This window comes from Tenacibaculum sp. DPLXC6, from assembly GCF_056815515.1.
Genome location: NZ_CP141806.1, coordinates 2,367,542 through 2,384,280, shown reverse-complemented (window position 1 = coordinate 2,384,280; position 16,739 = coordinate 2,367,542). Strand labels below are relative to the sequence as shown.

Annotated in this window: 19 protein-coding genes; 7 read left to right on the top strand and 12 right to left on the bottom strand. The window is 32.0% G+C overall.

Annotated features, from left to right (window positions below; translation table 11 throughout):
• The 5 genes from VCM48_RS10800 to VCM48_RS10780 form a co-directional block, all read right to left on the bottom strand.
• Positions 1-1,131 carry an Mrp/NBP35 family ATP-binding protein gene (locus VCM48_RS10800; protein ID WP_482270507.1) on the bottom strand — a complete coding sequence of 377 codons (1,131 nt, stop codon included), beginning with the start codon at positions 1,129-1,131 and terminating at the stop codon, positions 1-3.
• Between the two features lie 210 nt (positions 1,132-1,341).
• The gene (locus tag VCM48_RS10795) at positions 1,342-1,887 is read right to left on the bottom strand and encodes a DUF4269 domain-containing protein (RefSeq protein ID WP_482270506.1); all 546 of its coding nucleotides are present in this window, start codon (positions 1,885-1,887) and stop codon (positions 1,342-1,344) included.
• A complete protein-coding gene (locus tag VCM48_RS10790; RefSeq protein WP_073182287.1) occupies positions 1,884-2,207 on the bottom strand; it encodes an MGMT family protein in 324 nt (107 codons plus the stop codon). Before VCM48_RS10790 ends, VCM48_RS10795 begins: the two co-directional genes overlap by 4 nt.
• Before the next feature lie 82 nt (positions 2,208-2,289).
• Positions 2,290-2,961: a tRNA (guanosine(46)-N7)-methyltransferase TrmB gene (gene trmB / locus VCM48_RS10785; protein WP_482270505.1), complete on the bottom strand. Its 672-nt coding sequence runs from the start codon at positions 2,959-2,961 to the stop codon at positions 2,290-2,292.
• Between the two features lie 12 nt (positions 2,962-2,973).
• A complete protein-coding gene (locus VCM48_RS10780; protein WP_274638958.1) occupies positions 2,974-3,195 on the bottom strand; it encodes a DUF6341 family protein in 222 nt (73 codons plus the stop codon).
• Positions 3,196-3,237: 42 nt separating this feature from the next.
• Between VCM48_RS10780 and VCM48_RS10775 the strand changes: the two genes are divergently transcribed.
• Positions 3,238-4,143, top strand: coding sequence for a DUF6427 family protein (locus tag VCM48_RS10775; protein WP_482270504.1), 906 nt, complete (start codon positions 3,238-3,240; stop codon positions 4,141-4,143).
• Position 4,144: 1 nt separating this feature from the next.
• Here VCM48_RS10775 and upp read toward each other — a convergent pair whose 3' ends face one another.
• Both upp and VCM48_RS10765 read right to left on the bottom strand, forming a co-directional pair.
• Positions 4,145-4,798, bottom strand: coding sequence for a uracil phosphoribosyltransferase (gene upp / locus VCM48_RS10770; protein ID WP_482270503.1), 654 nt, complete (start codon positions 4,796-4,798; stop codon positions 4,145-4,147).
• Positions 4,799-4,841: 43 nt separating this feature from the next.
• Positions 4,842-5,621, bottom strand: a complete 780-nt coding sequence (locus VCM48_RS10765; protein WP_482270502.1) for an alpha/beta fold hydrolase — start codon at positions 5,619-5,621, stop codon at positions 4,842-4,844.
• A 153-nt stretch (positions 5,622-5,774) separates the two neighbouring features.
• On the opposite strand from VCM48_RS10765, the gene VCM48_RS10760 reads away from it, so the two are divergent.
• Both VCM48_RS10760 and brnQ read left to right on the top strand, forming a co-directional pair.
• Positions 5,775-6,224, top strand: a complete 450-nt coding sequence (locus VCM48_RS10760) for a hypothetical protein (RefSeq protein ID WP_440120472.1) — start codon at positions 5,775-5,777, stop codon at positions 6,222-6,224.
• Positions 6,221-7,492 (top strand): branched-chain amino acid transport system II carrier protein, encoded by a 1,272-nt coding sequence (gene brnQ, locus VCM48_RS10755; protein WP_482270501.1) that lies wholly within the window; start codon positions 6,221-6,223, stop codon positions 7,490-7,492. Before VCM48_RS10760 ends, brnQ begins: the two co-directional genes overlap by 4 nt.
• 173 nt (positions 7,493-7,665) lie before the next feature.
• Here the strand turns inward: brnQ and VCM48_RS10750 are convergent, their stop codons facing one another.
• The 3 genes from VCM48_RS10750 to VCM48_RS10740 form a co-directional block, all read right to left on the bottom strand.
• Positions 7,666-8,166: a hypothetical protein gene (locus VCM48_RS10750; protein ID WP_482270500.1), complete on the bottom strand. Its 501-nt coding sequence runs from the start codon at positions 8,164-8,166 to the stop codon at positions 7,666-7,668.
• A gap of 215 nt (positions 8,167-8,381) precedes the next feature.
• Positions 8,382-10,487: a ferrous iron transport protein B gene (feoB, locus tag VCM48_RS10745; protein ID WP_482270499.1), complete on the bottom strand. Its 2,106-nt coding sequence runs from the start codon at positions 10,485-10,487 to the stop codon at positions 8,382-8,384.
• 3 nt (positions 10,488-10,490) lie between these two features.
• Complete coding sequence (locus tag VCM48_RS10740) at positions 10,491-10,715, bottom strand: FeoA family protein (RefSeq protein WP_274638949.1); 225 nt, start codon at positions 10,713-10,715, stop codon at positions 10,491-10,493.
• A gap of 120 nt (positions 10,716-10,835) precedes the next feature.
• Between VCM48_RS10740 and VCM48_RS10735 the strand changes: the two genes are divergently transcribed.
• From VCM48_RS10735 to VCM48_RS10720, 4 genes are read left to right on the top strand one after another with little or no spacing between them, the layout of a single operon-like run.
• Positions 10,836-11,987 (top strand): DNA polymerase III subunit, encoded by a 1,152-nt coding sequence (locus tag VCM48_RS10735; protein WP_482270498.1) that lies wholly within the window; start codon positions 10,836-10,838, stop codon positions 11,985-11,987.
• 2 nt (positions 11,988-11,989) lie between these two features.
• A complete protein-coding gene (locus VCM48_RS10730) occupies positions 11,990-12,460 on the top strand; it encodes a hypothetical protein (protein WP_274638947.1) in 471 nt (156 codons plus the stop codon).
• Positions 12,461-12,510: 50 nt separating this feature from the next.
• Positions 12,511-13,923 (top strand): sensor histidine kinase, encoded by a 1,413-nt coding sequence (locus VCM48_RS10725; protein WP_274638946.1) that lies wholly within the window; start codon positions 12,511-12,513, stop codon positions 13,921-13,923.
• A gap of 7 nt (positions 13,924-13,930) precedes the next feature.
• Positions 13,931-14,713: an enoyl-CoA hydratase/isomerase family protein gene (locus tag VCM48_RS10720; protein ID WP_482270497.1), complete on the top strand. Its 783-nt coding sequence runs from the start codon at positions 13,931-13,933 to the stop codon at positions 14,711-14,713.
• Between the two features lie 200 nt (positions 14,714-14,913).
• Here the strand turns inward: VCM48_RS10720 and VCM48_RS10715 are convergent, their stop codons facing one another.
• Both VCM48_RS10715 and VCM48_RS10710 read right to left on the bottom strand, forming a co-directional pair.
• Positions 14,914-15,567 (bottom strand): HD domain-containing protein, encoded by a 654-nt coding sequence (locus VCM48_RS10715; RefSeq protein ID WP_482270496.1) that lies wholly within the window; start codon positions 15,565-15,567, stop codon positions 14,914-14,916.
• Positions 15,568-15,631: 64 nt separating this feature from the next.
• On the bottom strand, positions 15,632-16,639 hold the full coding sequence (locus VCM48_RS10710; RefSeq protein WP_482270495.1) for an aspartate-semialdehyde dehydrogenase: 1,008 nt from the start codon (positions 16,637-16,639) through the stop codon (positions 15,632-15,634).
• Between the last annotated feature and the right edge of the window lie 100 nt (positions 16,640-16,739).

Genomic DNA, 16,739 nt, shown 5'->3' with positions numbered 1-16,739 from the left:
TTATTTTGAGCTACAACCACTCATGGTAGTAATTCGTACTACTTCTGTTGGTGGTAAGTTTGCATTTCTTTTTAATAGTTGCGAAACCATTTCTTTGGTTACCTCTGTAAAAGCTTCTGCTAGTGGTGTGTTTTCTTGTAAAGCTACTGGATGTCCAACATCTCCTGCTTCACGTATGCTTTGTACTAATGGTATTTCTCCTAAGAAACTTGTTTCAATATCTTCGGCTAAATTTTTAGCGCCTCCTTCTCCAAAAATATAATATTTATTGTTAGGAAGTTCTGCTGGTGTAAAATACGCCATATTTTCAACGATACCTAATACTGGTACGTTAATACTTTCTTGTTTAAACATTGCTACTCCTTTTTTAGCGTCTGCTAAGGCAATGTTTTGCGGTGTACTTACTACAACTGCCCCGTTAATTGGCACTGCTTGTACTATTGATAAATGTACATCTCCTGTTCCTGGAGGTAAGTCAATTAATAAGAAATCTAACTCTCCCCAATCTGCATCAAATATTAGTTGATTTAATGCTTTTGAAGCCATTGGTCCACGCCAGATTACTGCCTGACTTGGGTCGGTAAAGAAACCTAGTGATAATAATTTTACTCCGTAACTTTCAATCGGCTTCATTTTTGAACGTCCATTTACGTTTACCGCTAATGGCTTTTCTCTTTCTACATCAAACATTAAGTGCTGTGATGGCCCATAAACATCGGCATCTAACACCCCTACTTTGAATCCCATTTTTGCTAATGAAACAGCCATGTTTGAGGTAATAGTAGATTTTCCTACTCCACCTTTTCCCGAAGCTATAGCAATAATGTTTTGAATATTAGGAATTTCTTTTCCTCTAATTTGATTTGGGTTTTCTTTTTGTTGAACTTCCACCTTCACATTCACTTTTACATCGATTTTTTGATCAACGTGTTGGTGAATAGCCTTCATTATCTCTACTTCTACTTTCTTTTTGGCTTGTAATGATGGGTTTGCTATAGTAACATCAACAATAACTTCATCTCCAAATGTAACTACATTGGTTATATTTTCGTTTTCTACTAAACTTTTACCTTCTCCTGGTGCTGTTATCGTTTCTAACGCTTTGTATATATCTTGTTTTTTAAAACTCATGTTTTATGCTATATGCTTTAAACAGCAAGCGATAAGCTTGTTGCTTATTTTTATTTAATCTTAACTGCAAAGATACGTTTTAGCCCTCAGAAAATAAAGTCTTTAGATTGGTAATATTTATAGGTTGATAAGTTGGTTTTATAGAGAAGTTTTATGTTGAATTGTCTTTCCGAAATCAACCAAAGTAAAGTTTAGTTTTTTCTTAAAAAACTAGGATATGTAGCCTTTTTGAAATCCATAAGTTAATAATGCTTCATACGGGCTCCCTTCTAAGTTTAAAAGCTTTGCAAATGCTGGTTCAGTTTTGAGTCCTTGTTGCTTTAAGGCTATAATTTTAGATCTAAATACTTCTCCTTCTTTTAACAACACCTGATATTCAATAAGCATATGTAGGTATGAGTCTTGCTCTTCTGGTAGTTTATTTTGTACAAAAATTTCTATTGGAAAGGTTTTATACTCAAGTGTAATAATTGTTGTTTTTAAGTTTTTGTATGATGGAATTGTTTTTATTTCAAACTCAGGGAGTTTTCCATATTTCTCACTCACAAATTTTACAATATCTTCGTGATTTTCACTTTGACAAATAATGTCTAAATCACTTGATTCTACATTAATATCGATAGGTATTGTGCCTACTAAAATAGGATTGAAGTTTTTTAATAGTTCAAAAAGATTCAATTCTAATAATACTTTATAAGCTTCTTTTTGACGGACAGTTCCTTCTTTTAAGTATGTTATATCTTTGAAGTTTATCACAGTTCTTCACTTGGATTCCAGAATACCTTTTCAAAGTCTTGAATTTGATTCTCAACAACTTCTATCCCTTCGCTTTCTAACAATTGTTGCATGAGATTTGTCCCATCAAAATGGTGTTTTCCTGTTAACAGTCCTTTTCTGTTTACTACTCGATGTGCTGGTACTTCTTTTTCTGAAGAGTTATTCATTGCCCAACCTACCATTCTTGCTGAACGTGCTGCTCCTAAATAGGTTGCTATAGCTCCGTAGCTTGTAACTCTTCCATGCGGTATTAAACGCGCTACTTCGTACACTTTTTCGAAGAAATTTTTATCTGCCATGTGGTAAAGATAGCTTTCTTTTAGAATTAAATTGGAATATATGAAGAACACCTAAAACAAAAAATCCTGCTAATTAGCAGGATTAATAGTTTAATTTGAATTTTATATAGGTAATCGGTTTTCCGATTTCTAAATATTGTTTCTCGTAAAATGTTTGTGTTCCTGTTACTTCTTCAGGGCTGTACACATTTTTATAAACATCGTGATTAGCATGTAAAATTTCGTGACCTTCTCCATGCAATAAACCTAAAGTGTAACCGTGCATGAATTCACTATCGGTTTTTAGGTTGACTGTTCCTTCTGAATTTAAAATGCCATGGTATTTCTTTAAAAACTCAGAATTCGTCATACGGTGCTTAGTACGCTTATACTTAATTTGTGGATCTGGGAAGGTTATCCAAATTTCAGAAACTTCATTTTCAGCAAAAATATAATCTACTAACTCTATTTGAGTTCTAATAAAAGCTACATTTTCCATGTTATTTTCTAGCGCTGTTTTAGCTCCTCGCCAAAATCGTGCACCTTTAATATCAATTCCAATAAAGTTTTTATCAGGATTTTTTTCTGCTAAAGCAATCGTATATTCACCTTTACCACAACCTAGCTCTAAGACTATTGGGTTGTCGTTTTTAAAAAAAGTGTTCCACTTTCCTTTATAAGAAAAGTCCTTGATTACTTCTTCTCGTGTTGGTTGAATAACGTTATCAAACGTTTCATTTTCTCTGAAACGTTTTAGTTTATTTTTACTTCCCAAAGTGTATAGAAATTAGGCTCTATCTTCTGTTCCTTCTCTTTGAAAACGAGCAGCTTCTTTCATCCAATAAGCAAATAACACTAATAGGATTAATAAAAAGAACCAGTTTACGGCGTTTGAAGTCCACCAACCTGCATCTGATTTAGCTATTGTTAAGCGTAACCAATTGAATGGTGCAAATAAAAAGTCGGTAAATAAACTACCAATCCATCTAAAAATATTGCCTGCTATCATATCTTAAGTATCTTTACAGCTGCAAAAATATAAAAAGAAACAATGTTAGCCAATTTTTTCGGTAAATCTAAACCTATAAATTTTATTGTACTGTTTGCACTATTCTTAGGGTATTTTGTTTTAAGTATTTTTTCTAAAGAATTATCTTTCAACCTTGTTAAGGAACTTGGTTGGTTTTTAGTCGTTTTTTCGGTGTATAATTTTATTATTGCTAAGAACTTATTAACCTACGATAACTCTTTTGCTTTTTTATTTTTTGTGATATTAATTGGTTTTTTTCCTGATACCATACAAATAAATAAAACTTTTTACGCCAACTTAACTATACTTCTTTTTTTACGAAAAGTATATAGCTTACAGTCTTCTAAAAATATTCTTCATAAGTTATTCGATGGTGGTTTGTGGCTTGGAATTTCATTTTTAATAGAGCCTTATGCTCCTTTATTACTGATATTACTTTACTTGTCTATATTTTTACACCAACGTTTTACCTATCAAACATTATTAACACCTGTAATTGGTTTTTTCGCCCCTGTTTTTCTGTATTTCACTTACTATTTTTGGTATGATAACCTTGAAAAATTTTGGTTGCTTTTTGATTGGAATTTTTATCCTGATTTAAGCTTTTATTCTCATGAAAAGTATTTGTTCCCTATTCTTTTTATAGTTTTCTTTTTAGTCGCTTCAATCATTTTAAAAAGTCCCAAGGCACTTGCTGTTAAAAATAAATTTAGAAAAAACTGGATATTAATTCTTACCCATCTTACCATTACTACAGCTATTTTACTTTTAGTTCAAGATGGCTCTGGAAGTGAGTTCTTGTATGTGTTTTTTCCTGTTTCTGTTATTCTTGCAAACGGAATAGAGTTTTTTCAAAAGAAATGGTATGCTGACGCTATTATTATCTTATTCTTAATAGCTTCTTTTACTATAAGTGCTATTGTATAAACTACAGTTTTGCTCCGTAAGCTAAATCTCCTGCATCTCCTAAACCAGGAACTATATAACCTTTATCGTTTAACTTCTCGTCAATATCAGCAATCCATAATGTAGTACTTTCTGGTAAGTGTTTAGCAACATATTCTACACCTTCTACAGAACCAATAACCGAAGCTATAATTATTTCTTTTGGTGTTCCGTATTTTTTTATTCCTTCATAAACCTCAACCATAGAACGCCCTGTTGCTAACATTGGGTCTACTAATAATAATGTTTTTCCGTCAATAGAAGGTGATGCAAAGTACTCTACCACTATTTCAAATTCTTCATCGTTATTAGGGTGATGACGGTATGCTGAGATAAATGCATTTTCTACATCATCAAAATAATTCAACATTCCATTGTGTAATGGTAACCCTGCTCTAAGGATAGAGCATAAAACTATATTATTTGCTGGTAATTCTACCTTTTTTGTTCCTAAAGGTGTTGTTATTTCTTTTGTTTCATAATTTAACTCTTTACTTAATTCGTAGGCTAAAACTTCCCCTATTCGTTCAATGTTTCTACGGAAACGCATAGAGTCTTTTTGAATTGAGACATCTCTGAGTTCAGCTAGGAATTTATTAAGAATAGAATTTTGTTTGGCTAAGTGATGAGTTTTCATGAAGTGTATTCTTTTTTGTGCTCTACAAAAGTAACGGATTTTATCAAGCTTTTATAAAGTTGGTTAGTGCTTTTAATAGTTCTTCTTTTGCTTCAACATGGCTCATGTGTCCATTTGGCAATGCAATTAATGAGGTATTGGTTCTCTTTGCTTCTTCTTCAACAGTAGCATAATTTAATATTGGATCATTTTTCCCTGCAATTATTAACCTCTTTTCTATTGTTTGTAAAACAGCTTCTTTGTTTTTACGCAAGCGCATTCCTTCTGTAGCTGCAATGTACCCTCTAACAGGTGTTTTTAAGGCTTCTTCTCTTATTTCCTCTATTTCTTCAGACAGCTGTGAGCGCATATTTTCTGCAAATAAGTTACTGATTGACATTTTTACTAACGTTTCATAGTTTTCTTTTGCCATCTCAATAACTCTAAGTCTCAATTTTTTTCTTTCTTCACTATCTGCTTGAGATGTAGAGTTCATCAAACAAACTCCTTTTACGTTTTTCAGATATTTTTCTGCAAAGGCTAAAGCAACATACCCTCCCATAGAATGTCCTACAAAAATGGCTCGACGGATTTTTAACTCTTTTAACACTGCTTTTACAGCATCTGCCATTTCTTCCATCGAATGTACATATCCAATACACCCTGTTTTTCCACTTCCTAATAAATCAACACAAACTATTCTGTACTTTTTAGATAATTCTTTACTTATACTACTCCACATCGTAGAGTTCTCTAAAAATCCATGGAGCAATACTATAACACTTCCTTTTCCTTCATCAGTAAAGTAAATATTTGTGTTTTTAAATTCTATACTGTTTTGCATTAGGCAAAAATATGTATCTTTCATTTGTAATCTCATCAAATAATTGCTAAAATGTTGATTTCTCCTTTTCAAAACCTTTCTAAAAAACAAGAGCGAAATCTTACGATTTTTCTTATAACTTCTACATTAATTCTTATACTTTGTATGCTTTATTTGGATAGTTTTCTAAAAAATGAAGTATGTAAAAATGGTATTATAAGCTTTGAATTAGCAAAAGACATTGCAATATCTGAGAAATATATTAATTCTTGGAACGAGACTTCTAAAATTGCTTGCGGTATTAGCTTAGGGCTTGATTACCTTTTTTTAATTTCATATTCTTTATTAATAGCTGTTTTTATTCATAAGCTTAATAAGAAACTTTGGAAAGACTCTTCTTTATACAGCTTTGGAGTAATCCTTATATTTTCTTTGTTTTTTGCTGGTTTTTGTGATGCTATAGAAAACGTTGGGTTAATTAAATTACTAATGGGAAGCACGAAACAGCTATGGAGTTCTATTGCTTATTTTTTTGCTATACCTAAGTTTGTTTTTATTGCTATTGGAGTACTTTATATCCTTTTCAATTTTGTTTATTTGTTATTTATAAAACAAAACAAATGAAATTCTCAAAAGAAACTTTAATTACCGGCTTTGCTTTATTTTCTATGTTTTTTGGAGCTGGTAATTTAATTTTGCCTCCTTTTTTAGGAAAGAGTGCTGGTAATTTATGGTTTTTGGTAACTGTTGGTTTTTTTATTACCGCTGTTTTTATTCCTATGATAGGTATTTTGGCTCATGCCAAACTACAAGGTACTATGTACGATTTTGGTAAAAAAGTATCTCCTACTTTTAGCTTTATATATTGCTTTGTTGTATACACCATTTGTATTGCTTTGCCTGCACCTAGAACTGCATCGGTTACTCATGAAATGGCCATTGCTCCTTACTTTAACAATAGTAGTTCTTTAGTTACAAGTACAATTTATTTCGGACTTGTTTTTCTTTTCACCATGAACCGATCAAAAGTACTAAACCTACTCGGCAAATTTTTAACACCTCTTATTATATTCATTTTATTGGCTATTATTTTTGTTGGAATTTTTACAGCTCCAGACATAATAAATCCAACTACGCTTAAAGCTCCTTTTGTTGATGGTTTACTAGAAGGGTATCAAACTTTTGATGCCATTGCCTCTATAGTTGTTGGTGGTGTTTTAGTTGTTTCAATGAATTTTAATACAAATACAACTTTTGAAGAGAAAAAAGAACTAATTACCAAAGCTGGTTTTATTGCTGGGTTTGGTTTGTTAATTATTTATGCTGGTCTTATTTATAATGGTGTTTTATTTAGTTCTACTTTTTCTGAAAATGCTAACAGAACAGAAATTTTAAACTCTTTAAGTAACCAAACTTTAGGAAATATTGGAAGTATTTTTCTTAGTGTTTTAGTCGCTTTAGCATGTTTCACAACAGCCGTTGGGATTATTACTGGTACTTCCGATTATTTTAAAGGCATTAACAATAACTCTCAAAACGTTTTTACAATTACTGCTATTATTGGATGCATATTAGGGATTGCTGTTGGTCAATTTGATGTAAAATATATTATCAACATTGCTTTGCCTGCTTTAATGTTTATTTACCCTATTACTATTACATTAATTGTACTGAATGTACTTCCAGAAAAATACACCTCAACTTTAGTTTTTAAAATTGTAGTAGGAGTGACTTTCTTATTTAGTATTCCAGATTTTCTAGGTTACGTTATTAACCCTAGTTATTTAACTGAAATTAAAAATAATATTCCTTTTGCTAATCATAATTTAGGATGGGTATTACCTGCTATATTGAGTTTTACATTTGCTAATTTGATTAAAAATAAAAAGTAACTCGTAGTAAACTACCTCGGAGCAAGCTCACGAGGCATTTATAGAAAAAAGCTCTTGATTTTCGAGGCAAGCCTCGGGGTATTAAACCCTTTGGCGGTGCCAATAAAGAATACTTACTTATAAACTAAAAAAGCTCGCAATTGCGAGCTTTATATTTTTTTAAATGAGTATCCTTAAAAGCGATACCCTAAGTTTATTCCTACTCTAGGTACAATTGAACGAGCCTCTGAAGTAAATAGATTTCTACCTAAACCTCCATATATATCAAGTACAAAACCTCCTGAAGAAACATATTTTGATCCAAAAGCTAACCCTAAAGCTCCATCTGTATATTCCTTAAAAGTATTAGGCGAACCATCAAGCTCTATTTCCCTTTCTCCTGTATTTATCCCCATAAAAACTTCACCGAAATAGTTCCAATTGCTATTGTTTGTAAAATAATGGCGGAAAAACGGAGTAAACATTCGTTCTTCGTTGTATCTAAAATCTGCTGATCTTTTTTCAAAGTTAAATAACGCTGAAATACCAATTGAGGAACGATCGGTAGTATAATATTCATACGATACTTCTAAGGTTTTAAAAGCTAATGCATCTAGTAAATCTACTTTTACCTCTTGCTGTGCATAGGTAAAAGAGCTAACAAAAACCACAGCTGCTAATAATATTTTTTTCATTTGAATTTTTACTATTTATAATTTATGTATTGCCTACAAGTATAATACCACAAACATACATTTTTTATAAAAAACTGTATGGTAAATATACTTTCTCTCTTACGAGCAGTTACAGTTTGTATCGCAACCGTTATTTTTTTTAGGCTTAAAAAAGAACTTTTTAACTAAAAAAATAACTGCTCCACAAACAACCGCATATGTTAAAACTTCTTGCATTAACTTAAAATTTGATAGGCTATAAATGCTGATAAATATGCCAAAACCCCCATACTTACTAATTGAACCGTTGGCCACTTCCAACTTTTAGTTTCTCTTTTTACAATTGCTAACGTTGCCATACATTGCATTGCAAACGCATAAAACAACAATAAAGAAATTCCTGTAGCAAAATTAAACCTCTTCTCTCCTGTGTCAGGATTTATCTCTGATGCCATTTTTTGTTTGATAGTAGTCGTATCTTCTCCGTCGTCTTCTACACTATAAATAGTTGCTAACGTACCAATAAACACCTCTCTCGCAGCAAAAGAACTAATTAGTCCAATACCTATTTTCCAGTCATAACCTAAAGGCTTAACAACTGGCTCTATTGTTTTTCCTGCTATTCCTATATATGAGTTTGCAAGTTTAGCTGAAGCGACTTTTTTAGCTAGCTCTTCTTCTGATAATTGTTGATTTGCTACATTTTCAACTACATTTTTCTCTGCATTTTCAAAAGACGAAGGACCATGTGATGCTAAAAACCATAATACTATTGAAATTGCTAAAATGATTTTTCCTGCTCCAAAAACAAATGCTTTTGTTTTATCTAACACATCATAAAACACATTTTTAACTGATGGTATCTTATAGTTAGGCATCTCAACTACAAAAAGCGAGTTATTTTTTATCTTCAATGTCTTATGTAACACATATGCTGCGATAATTGCAGCCGCAAATCCTAAAATGTATAAAGCCAACAGGGTAAAACCTTGTAAACTAAAAAAACCAAACAACTTAGTATCAGGAATAATTAAAGCTATTAAAATAGCATACACAGGTAATCTTGCGGAACAGGTTGTAAATGGTGTTACCAATATGGTAATTAATCGTTCTTTCCAACTACCAATAGTTCTAGTTGCCATAATTGCTGGAATAGCACATGCTGTTCCTGAGATTAAAGGAATAACACTTTTACCACTCATTCCAAAGCGACGCATAATTTTATCCATCAAAAATACCACGCGGCTCATATATCCTGTTTCTTCAAGAATGGATATAAAAAGAAATAAAATAGCTATTTGAGGAATAAAAATTACAACTCCACCAACTCCAGGAATAATTCCATCAGTTAATAAATCAGTAAACATTCCTGCTGGTAATTGTGCTTTTGTAAACTCTGCAATATTGGCAAACAACCCATCGATAAGATCCATAGGTGTAGACGCCCAATCAAAAATAGATTGAAATATTAGCAATAACAATCCGAAGAAAATAACATACCCAAATATTTTATGAGTAAATACTCTATCTAATCTACTGCGTATATCTGTCGCTTTAGAAGCATCTATCTTATACGTTTTATTTAAAACAGCGTTTATTTGCTGATATCTATATATCGTTTCTTTATGCTGATATTTTTTCTGCTTTGTAATTTCACCTTCAAACTCTTTTATTGCTTCTTTTTCTGAAGAAGAAAGTAATGGAGTGTGATTTTTAGTTAACATCATCCACAACTCATACGAAGTAAACTCTTTACTCACCGTAGCCAATCGGTCAAAGTAAGTTGTATCAATTTTTTTAGATAGTTCGTTAAAATTTGAATGTACTTTTAACGATTCATAATTCGCTACTACCTCTTTTAAATCGTCAACACCTTCATTTGTTCTTGCCGACATTAATACTACTTTAGTGTGTAACTCTTTTTCTAAAGCAGGTATGTCAATAGAAATTCCTTTTCGCTTTAATTGATCCGCCATATTTAACGCTAAAATCGTCGGAACTTCTAAATCCTGAATTTGTGAAAACAGTAATAAGTTTCTTTTTAGGTTTTCAATATCAGCAACTACAACAATTACATCTGGCTTTTCTTCTTGGTGTGTAGTCATCAAAGCTTTTAAAACAATGCTTTCATCTAAAGAAGTTGGGTTGATACTATAGGTACCTGGCAAATCAGTAATCATTGCACTTTTACCTTCTGGCAACTTACAAATTCCTTGTTTTTTATCAACGGTAACCCCAGGATAATTCCCTACTTTTTGGTTTAACCCTGTTAGCTGATTAAATAACGATGTTTTACCTGTATTAGGATTTCCAATTAAAGCTACATTAATACGATTACTCATCAGCTATAGTTTTATAATTGAAATTTGACTAGCTGTTTCTTTTCGAATCGCTAAATGACTTCCATTTACGCATATATACATAGGATCTTTTAGTGGAGCAATTTGAAGTAACTCTACTTCACTTCCTGGTAAACACCCCATTTCTAATAACTTCAGTGGAATCTTATCTAAGCACTCTTCAGATATAATTCCTTTTTCCCCTAAATGTAACGATGCGATAGTACTCAAAAGATATATTTTTAGCTTGCAAATATACTAAAATAGAATCGTTCTAAACAGTATATCAAAACAATATATCATTTATTTACAATAGGTTGTTCTCTTTGTTTGATGTCTTATATTTGTGGTATGACTTTCGACGATATTATTGGGCAAGAACACATCAAAAAACACTTACAGCAATCAGCTGAAAACAATAGAATTCCGCATGCACAACTCTTTGTTGGCAAAGAAGGTAGCGGTACTCTACCTATGGCTATTGCCTACGCTCAATTTCTATTGTGTAATTTTTCTGACAACCCAGAAGCTTGTAATATAAAATGTAGTAAACTACAACACCCTGATTTACATTTTGCTTTTCCAGTGACTACAAATGACTCGGTAAAAAAACACCCTGTTAGTAATTTGTTTTTAGAGGATTGGCGTTCTTTTATTGAAGAGCAACCTTATGGAAGTTTATTTAATTGGCTACAACATATTGGTGTTGAAAATAAACAAGGTCAAATTGGTGTTGATGAAGCAGAAGACATTGTAAAAAAGCTACAATTAAAATCGTATGAAGGTGGCTTTAAAGTAATGATTATTTGGATGGCTGAAAAAATGAATGTTGCTGCCTCTAACAAATTATTAAAACTAATTGAAGAACCACCAAGCAAAACTATTTTCATTCTTATTACTGAAGATGAAGAACAAATTATAAACACTATAAAATCTAGATGTCAGGCTTTACATTTCCCTTCATTAAGTGAAAGTGATATAGCTAATAATCTAGTTCAGCAAGAAGGTGTATCAGAAAATGAAGCTGTAAAAATTGCTCATCAATCTGAAGGAAACTACAACAAAGCTCTGCATGTTTTAAACAATAATTCAAACGACTTAGTTTTTGAGCAATGGTTTATTACGTGGATTCGAGCTGCCTTTAGAGCTAAAGGAAATGCTGCCGTTATTCAAGATTTAATAGGATGGTCAGAAGAAATTGCTAAATCTGGTAGAGAGACTCAAAAACAATTTTTACAATATTGTTTACAGTTTTTTAGACAAGCCTTACTTCTCAACTACGGAACTCCAGACCTAGTGTTTTTAGAAACAAAATCTGCAAACTTTGACCTCTCTAAATTTGCTCCGTTTATTCATAGTGCCAATATTTTAATTATCGAAAAAGAAGTAGGCGATGCTCAATATCATATTGAAAGAAACGGAAATGCTAAAATTATTTTGTTAGATTTATCTATTAAACTAACGCGTCTTCTACACACCAAAGAAGAAAAAATTCAATCTTAATCATGAAAACAAAACATATAATTACCGCGCTTATTTTCGGAATACTTTTTGTTGCTTGTAAACAAGAAAAAAAAGAACCTTTATTACAAAAGTATTTGGTTGGTAGCTGGGAAACTACATATTTAAAAATTGAATATTTAACTGCTAACGAAACCGATAGTACTTCTGTTTTTGAAGATGATTTTAGTAAACCTAATTCAGGAAAAGCCCAGTCTACCTATAACAACGATGGCACTTTTTCTGCTTGGTTTGTACAAGCTGACGGAAAAAAAGTTGGTGAAACAGATGGAAAGTGGGAAACAAGTGGCGATAGTCTGTTTGTTGATTACCCTTATTTAGGAAAACAAGTACAAGCTTGGTATAAAATTACACAAACAAACGACGGATTTAGTGCTATATCTACTTATGATTGGGATAATGATGGAGAAACAGATGACACTTTGCTTATGAAAACTAAAAAAATTGAGTTATAAAATTGCGTATTTTCAATAACATATCACTTCGAATTAGAATTTTTTTGTCAATGATACTTTTAGTGCTATTGGCATCAATTTTAATTGTAATCGTTACTATTTATCAATATGACGAGCAAACAAAAGATTATAATACTGCGCGTTTTGAGCGTAAAGAATTCTCTACAAAACAAGATATTGAAATAGAGCTTAAGCGTAGAACCACATACCCTGTAACTACAGAAAACCTATCCAAAATTTTTCAAGATAGAATTTATGACATTGCTTATGTTCATAAACTTACTATCTCTATGTACGACATGGATGGAAAGTTACTAAAATCTTCTATTCCATATAATTTCGACAAAAAAGAAGGTCAAAACTTAGCCAATGAAACTGTTAGAGATTTAGCTAACAATTCAAATCATAAAATTTTTAAGAGTAGATCCGAAAAGGGTATTACTTACCAATCTTCATACACCTATATAAATGACCCTCGTTTTAAGAGGATTGGTATTTTAGAGCTACAAATAGCGCAAGATAACGAAGAGCAAAAACACGAACTAAGAGAATTTATTTCTCGCCTATCATTAGTTTATCTACTAATGCTTATCATTGCCATTATTTTAGCTTACTTTTTATCAACCTATATCACACGATCAATTCAAACCATCTCACAAAAAATAAACGAGACACGTTTAAATAAGCGTAACGAAAAGATTACCTTAAACTCTGCCAGTTCAGAAATCAACTCTTTAGTTGCCGCTTATAACAACATGATTGATCAATTAGAAGAAAGTGCTGTAAAACTGGCTCAAAGTGAGCGAGAACAAGCTTGGAGAGAAATGGCTAAACAGGTGGCTCACGAGATTAAAAATCCGTTAACACCAATGCGCTTATCAGTACAAAGTTTTGAGAGAAAATTCAACCCAGAAGATCCTAACATCAAAGAGAAAATGTCTGAATACAGTGAAACACTTATTCAACAAATTGATGTTATGAGTTCTATAGCTTCTGCTTTTTCGGATTTTGCTAAAATGCCTACACAACGCCGAGAAAAACTGAATGTAGTTGATATTGTTAAACATTCTTTAGATATTTTTACTGAAGACTACATACATTATTTTCCTCAAGAAAAAGAGCTATACGCTAGTTTAGATAAAACACAATTGATACGAATTGTTACCAACCTAGTTAAAAACTCAATTCAGGCAATAAAAGACACTGATAAGAACCCTAAAATAGAAGTCAAAGTTGCTTCTGAGGGGAATAATGTTAAGATAACAGTTTCTGATAACGGAAAAGGTATTAGTGAAGAAAATAAAGAGTTAATTTTCGAACCTAAGTTCACTACTAAAACAAGCGGAATGGGCTTAGGCCTTTCTATAATAAAAAATATAATTGAAGCGTATGACGGTACAATTTCCTTTACCTCAACTAAAGGAGTTGGAACTGTTTTTACTGTAATATTACCTAAAACATAAACATAGTATGAATTTTGAAAATATTTTAGTTGAACAAGCTAACGGATTGGCAACTATTACAATTAACCGACCAAAAAAACTAAACGCTTTAAACAAAGCTACTATTGAAGAACTTCATAATGCTTTCAAGGATTTGGAAGAAGACAGTGTTGTTAAAGTAATTATTATCACAGGAAGTGGAGAAAAAGCATTTGTTGCTGGGGCAGATATTTCTGAGTTTGCACATTTCTCTGTTGAAGAAGGAGGAATGTTAGCTAGAAAAGGACAAGAAATCTTATTTGACTTTGTTGAAAACCTATCTACTCCAGTTATAGCTGCTGTAAATGGTTTTGCTTTAGGTGGTGGATTAGAGTTAGCAATGGCTTGTCATTTTAGAATAGCTTCTGATAATGCTAAAATGGGCTTACCTGAAGTTTCTCTAGGGGTTATTCCTGGTTATGGTGGTACACAACGCTTACCTCAATTGGTTGGTAAGGGAAAGGCAATGGAGTTAATAATGACAGCAGGTATGATTTCTGCTGACGAAGCTAAAGAAGCTGGGTTGGTAAATCATACAACTTCACAAGAAGAGCTTTTACCTTTAGCTGAAAAGATTGCTTCAAAAGTTATGCGCAACTCTTCAGTTGCCATTAGCGCAGCAATTAAAGCTGTTAACGATAATTTCAAAGATGGTGTAAATGGTTTTGAAAGCGAAATTACAGAGTTTGGGAATTGTTTTGGCACCGAAGATTTTAAAGAAGGAACCACCGCCTTTCTAGAGAAACGTAAACCTGATTTCCCAGGAAAATAATACCTTTTTTAAAGAATATTCTACATAAAAAAATAGCATCTAAATAGAATTTAGATGCTATTTTTACAATAAGGGGATTACATTAATAAAATGGGGGTTATTAACTGAAGCAAATATATACTAAATTCAATAACATCCAAATTTTAACGTAAACTTTTTATTAAAACAACACAATCTTTACATTATTAATATAATAAACACTAATTTTCTCCATTCCATTCTTTATAGAATTGTTCTAAAAAACCTTCCATATAAGTATGCCTTTGTTCTGCAATTGATTTTCCTGTAGTAGTATTCATCTTATCTTTTAAAAGCAAAAGTTTTTCATAAAAGTGATTAATTGTAGGCGCTGTAGACTTTTTATATTCTTCTTTAGTCATGTTTAAATTTGGGGTAACCTCTGGATTATAAAGCTCCCTGTTTTTAAACCCTCCGTAATTAAAGCAACGAGCTATTCCTACAGCTCCAATGGCATCTAATCTATCAGCATCTTGAACAACATTTAACTCAGGAGAAGTGAAGTTTTGTTTAAAGTTTCCTCCTTTAAAAGAGATATTAGTGATGATTTTTTCTATATGAGTAATTATTTCTTCTGATACTTGTTGACTTTCAAGAAAAGCTCTTGCTTTTTGCGGACCAACAGTTTCATCTCCATCATGAAATTTACTATCAGCTATATCATGTAACAATGCTCCTAAAGAAACCACAAATTCATCAACTTTTTCATCTTTTGCAATCAACAAAGCATTTTTATAAACTCGTTCAATGTGAAAAAAATCATGTCCGCCTTCTGCTCCTTGTAAAGTTTCTTTTACAAACTCAATGGTGTTTTGTATTATTTGTTCTTTGTTCATTATCCAAAAATAAAAATCCTGTACTTATAAGCACAGGATTTTAAAAGTATTATTATAAATTATTTTATGCAGTAACAGATGGTTTAACCAAATTGTTAGCTACTAAATATTCTGCTATTTGAATAGTATTAGTTGCAGCTCCTTTGCGAAGATTATCTGCAACAATCCACATGTTTAACGTATTTGGTTGAGATTCATCTCTTCTAATTCTACCCACAAAAACCTCATCTTTATTATTTGCTAAAATAGGCATAGGGTATACATTGTTTTGTACATCATCTTGTACAATAACACCATCAGTTTTACCAAGTAACTCACGTACTTTTTCTAGTTCAAAATCATTTTCAAACTGAACATTTACAGCCTCAGAATGCCCTCCTGCTGTTGGAATTCTAACTGCTGTTGCTGTAACTGCGAAAGAATCGTCTCGTAAAATCTTTTTAGGTTCTTTTACAAGCTTCATTTCTTCTTTAGTATATCCGTTTTCTAAGAATACATCGCAATGAGGTAATGCATTTCTTCCTATCGGATGTGGATATGCCATTTCTCCTTCAACTCCAGCCTCTTCATTATCTAATTGCTGAACAGCTTTTACACCTGTTCCTGAAACTGATTGATACGTTGAAATCACCACGCGTTTCATGTTATATTCTTTATGTAACGGAGCTAATGCCATTACTAACTGAATAGTAGAGCAGTTTGGGTTTGCAATAATCTTATCTTCACTAGTTAATACATCTCCATTGATTTCCGGAACTACTAGTTTTTTGTTTGGATCCATTCTCCAAGCAGAAGAATTATCAATTACTGTGGTACCTACTGCAGCAAACTTAGGAGCCCATTCTAATGAAGTATCTCCTCCAGCAGAAAATAATGCAATATCAGGTTGCATCGTTACTGCGGTTTCCAAACCTACTACTGTATAATTTGTTCCTTTAAATTCTATTTTATTTCCTACCGAACGCTCTGAAGCAACAGGAATTAATTCTGTTACTGGAAAATTACGTTCTGCTAAAACTTGTAACATTACATTACCTACCATTCCGGTAGCGCCTACTACTGCTACTCTCATCTTTTTACTATTTGAGTATAAAATTAATTGTTTGTATGTTACAAAGGTTTAAAAAAAACAAATTGGTTGTATCTTAATTGTGTAAAAAAATACGTTAAAG

Excerpts from the sequence above, each read along its gene's own strand:
- feoB (WP_482270499.1), bottom strand. The coding sequence starts at position 10,487 with ATGAGTAATCGTATTAATGTAGCTTTAATTGGAAATCCTAATACAGGT.
- VCM48_RS10735 (WP_482270498.1), top strand. The coding sequence starts at position 10,836 with ATGACTTTCGACGATATTATTGGGCAAGAACACATCAAAAAACACTTA.
- brnQ (WP_482270501.1), top strand. The coding sequence starts at position 6,221 with ATGAAATTCTCAAAAGAAACTTTAATTACCGGCTTTGCTTTATTTTCT.
- VCM48_RS10775 (WP_482270504.1), top strand. The coding sequence starts at position 3,238 with ATGTTAGCCAATTTTTTCGGTAAATCTAAACCTATAAATTTTATTGTA.
- VCM48_RS10765 (WP_482270502.1), bottom strand. The coding sequence starts at position 5,621 with ATGCAAAACAGTATAGAATTTAAAAACACAAATATTTACTTTACTGAT.
- VCM48_RS10790 (WP_073182287.1), bottom strand. The coding sequence starts at position 2,207 with ATGGCAGATAAAAATTTCTTCGAAAAAGTGTACGAAGTAGCGCGTTTA.
- VCM48_RS10750 (WP_482270500.1), bottom strand. The coding sequence starts at position 8,166 with ATGAAAAAAATATTATTAGCAGCTGTGGTTTTTGTTAGCTCTTTTACC.
- VCM48_RS10715 (WP_482270496.1), bottom strand. The coding sequence starts at position 15,567 with ATGAACAAAGAACAAATAATACAAAACACCATTGAGTTTGTAAAAGAA.
- upp (WP_482270503.1), bottom strand. The coding sequence starts at position 4,798 with ATGAAAACTCATCACTTAGCCAAACAAAATTCTATTCTTAATAAATTC.
- VCM48_RS10710 (WP_482270495.1), bottom strand. The coding sequence starts at position 16,639 with ATGAGAGTAGCAGTAGTAGGCGCTACCGGAATGGTAGGTAATGTAATG.
- VCM48_RS10780 (WP_274638958.1), bottom strand. The coding sequence starts at position 3,195 with ATGATAGCAGGCAATATTTTTAGATGGATTGGTAGTTTATTTACCGAC.
- VCM48_RS10720 (WP_482270497.1), top strand. The coding sequence starts at position 13,931 with ATGAATTTTGAAAATATTTTAGTTGAACAAGCTAACGGATTGGCAACT.
- VCM48_RS10725 (WP_274638946.1), top strand. The coding sequence starts at position 12,511 with ATGATACTTTTAGTGCTATTGGCATCAATTTTAATTGTAATCGTTACT.
- VCM48_RS10800 (WP_482270507.1), bottom strand. The coding sequence starts at position 1,131 with ATGAGTTTTAAAAAACAAGATATATACAAAGCGTTAGAAACGATAACA.
- VCM48_RS10730 (WP_274638947.1), top strand. The coding sequence starts at position 11,990 with ATGAAAACAAAACATATAATTACCGCGCTTATTTTCGGAATACTTTTT.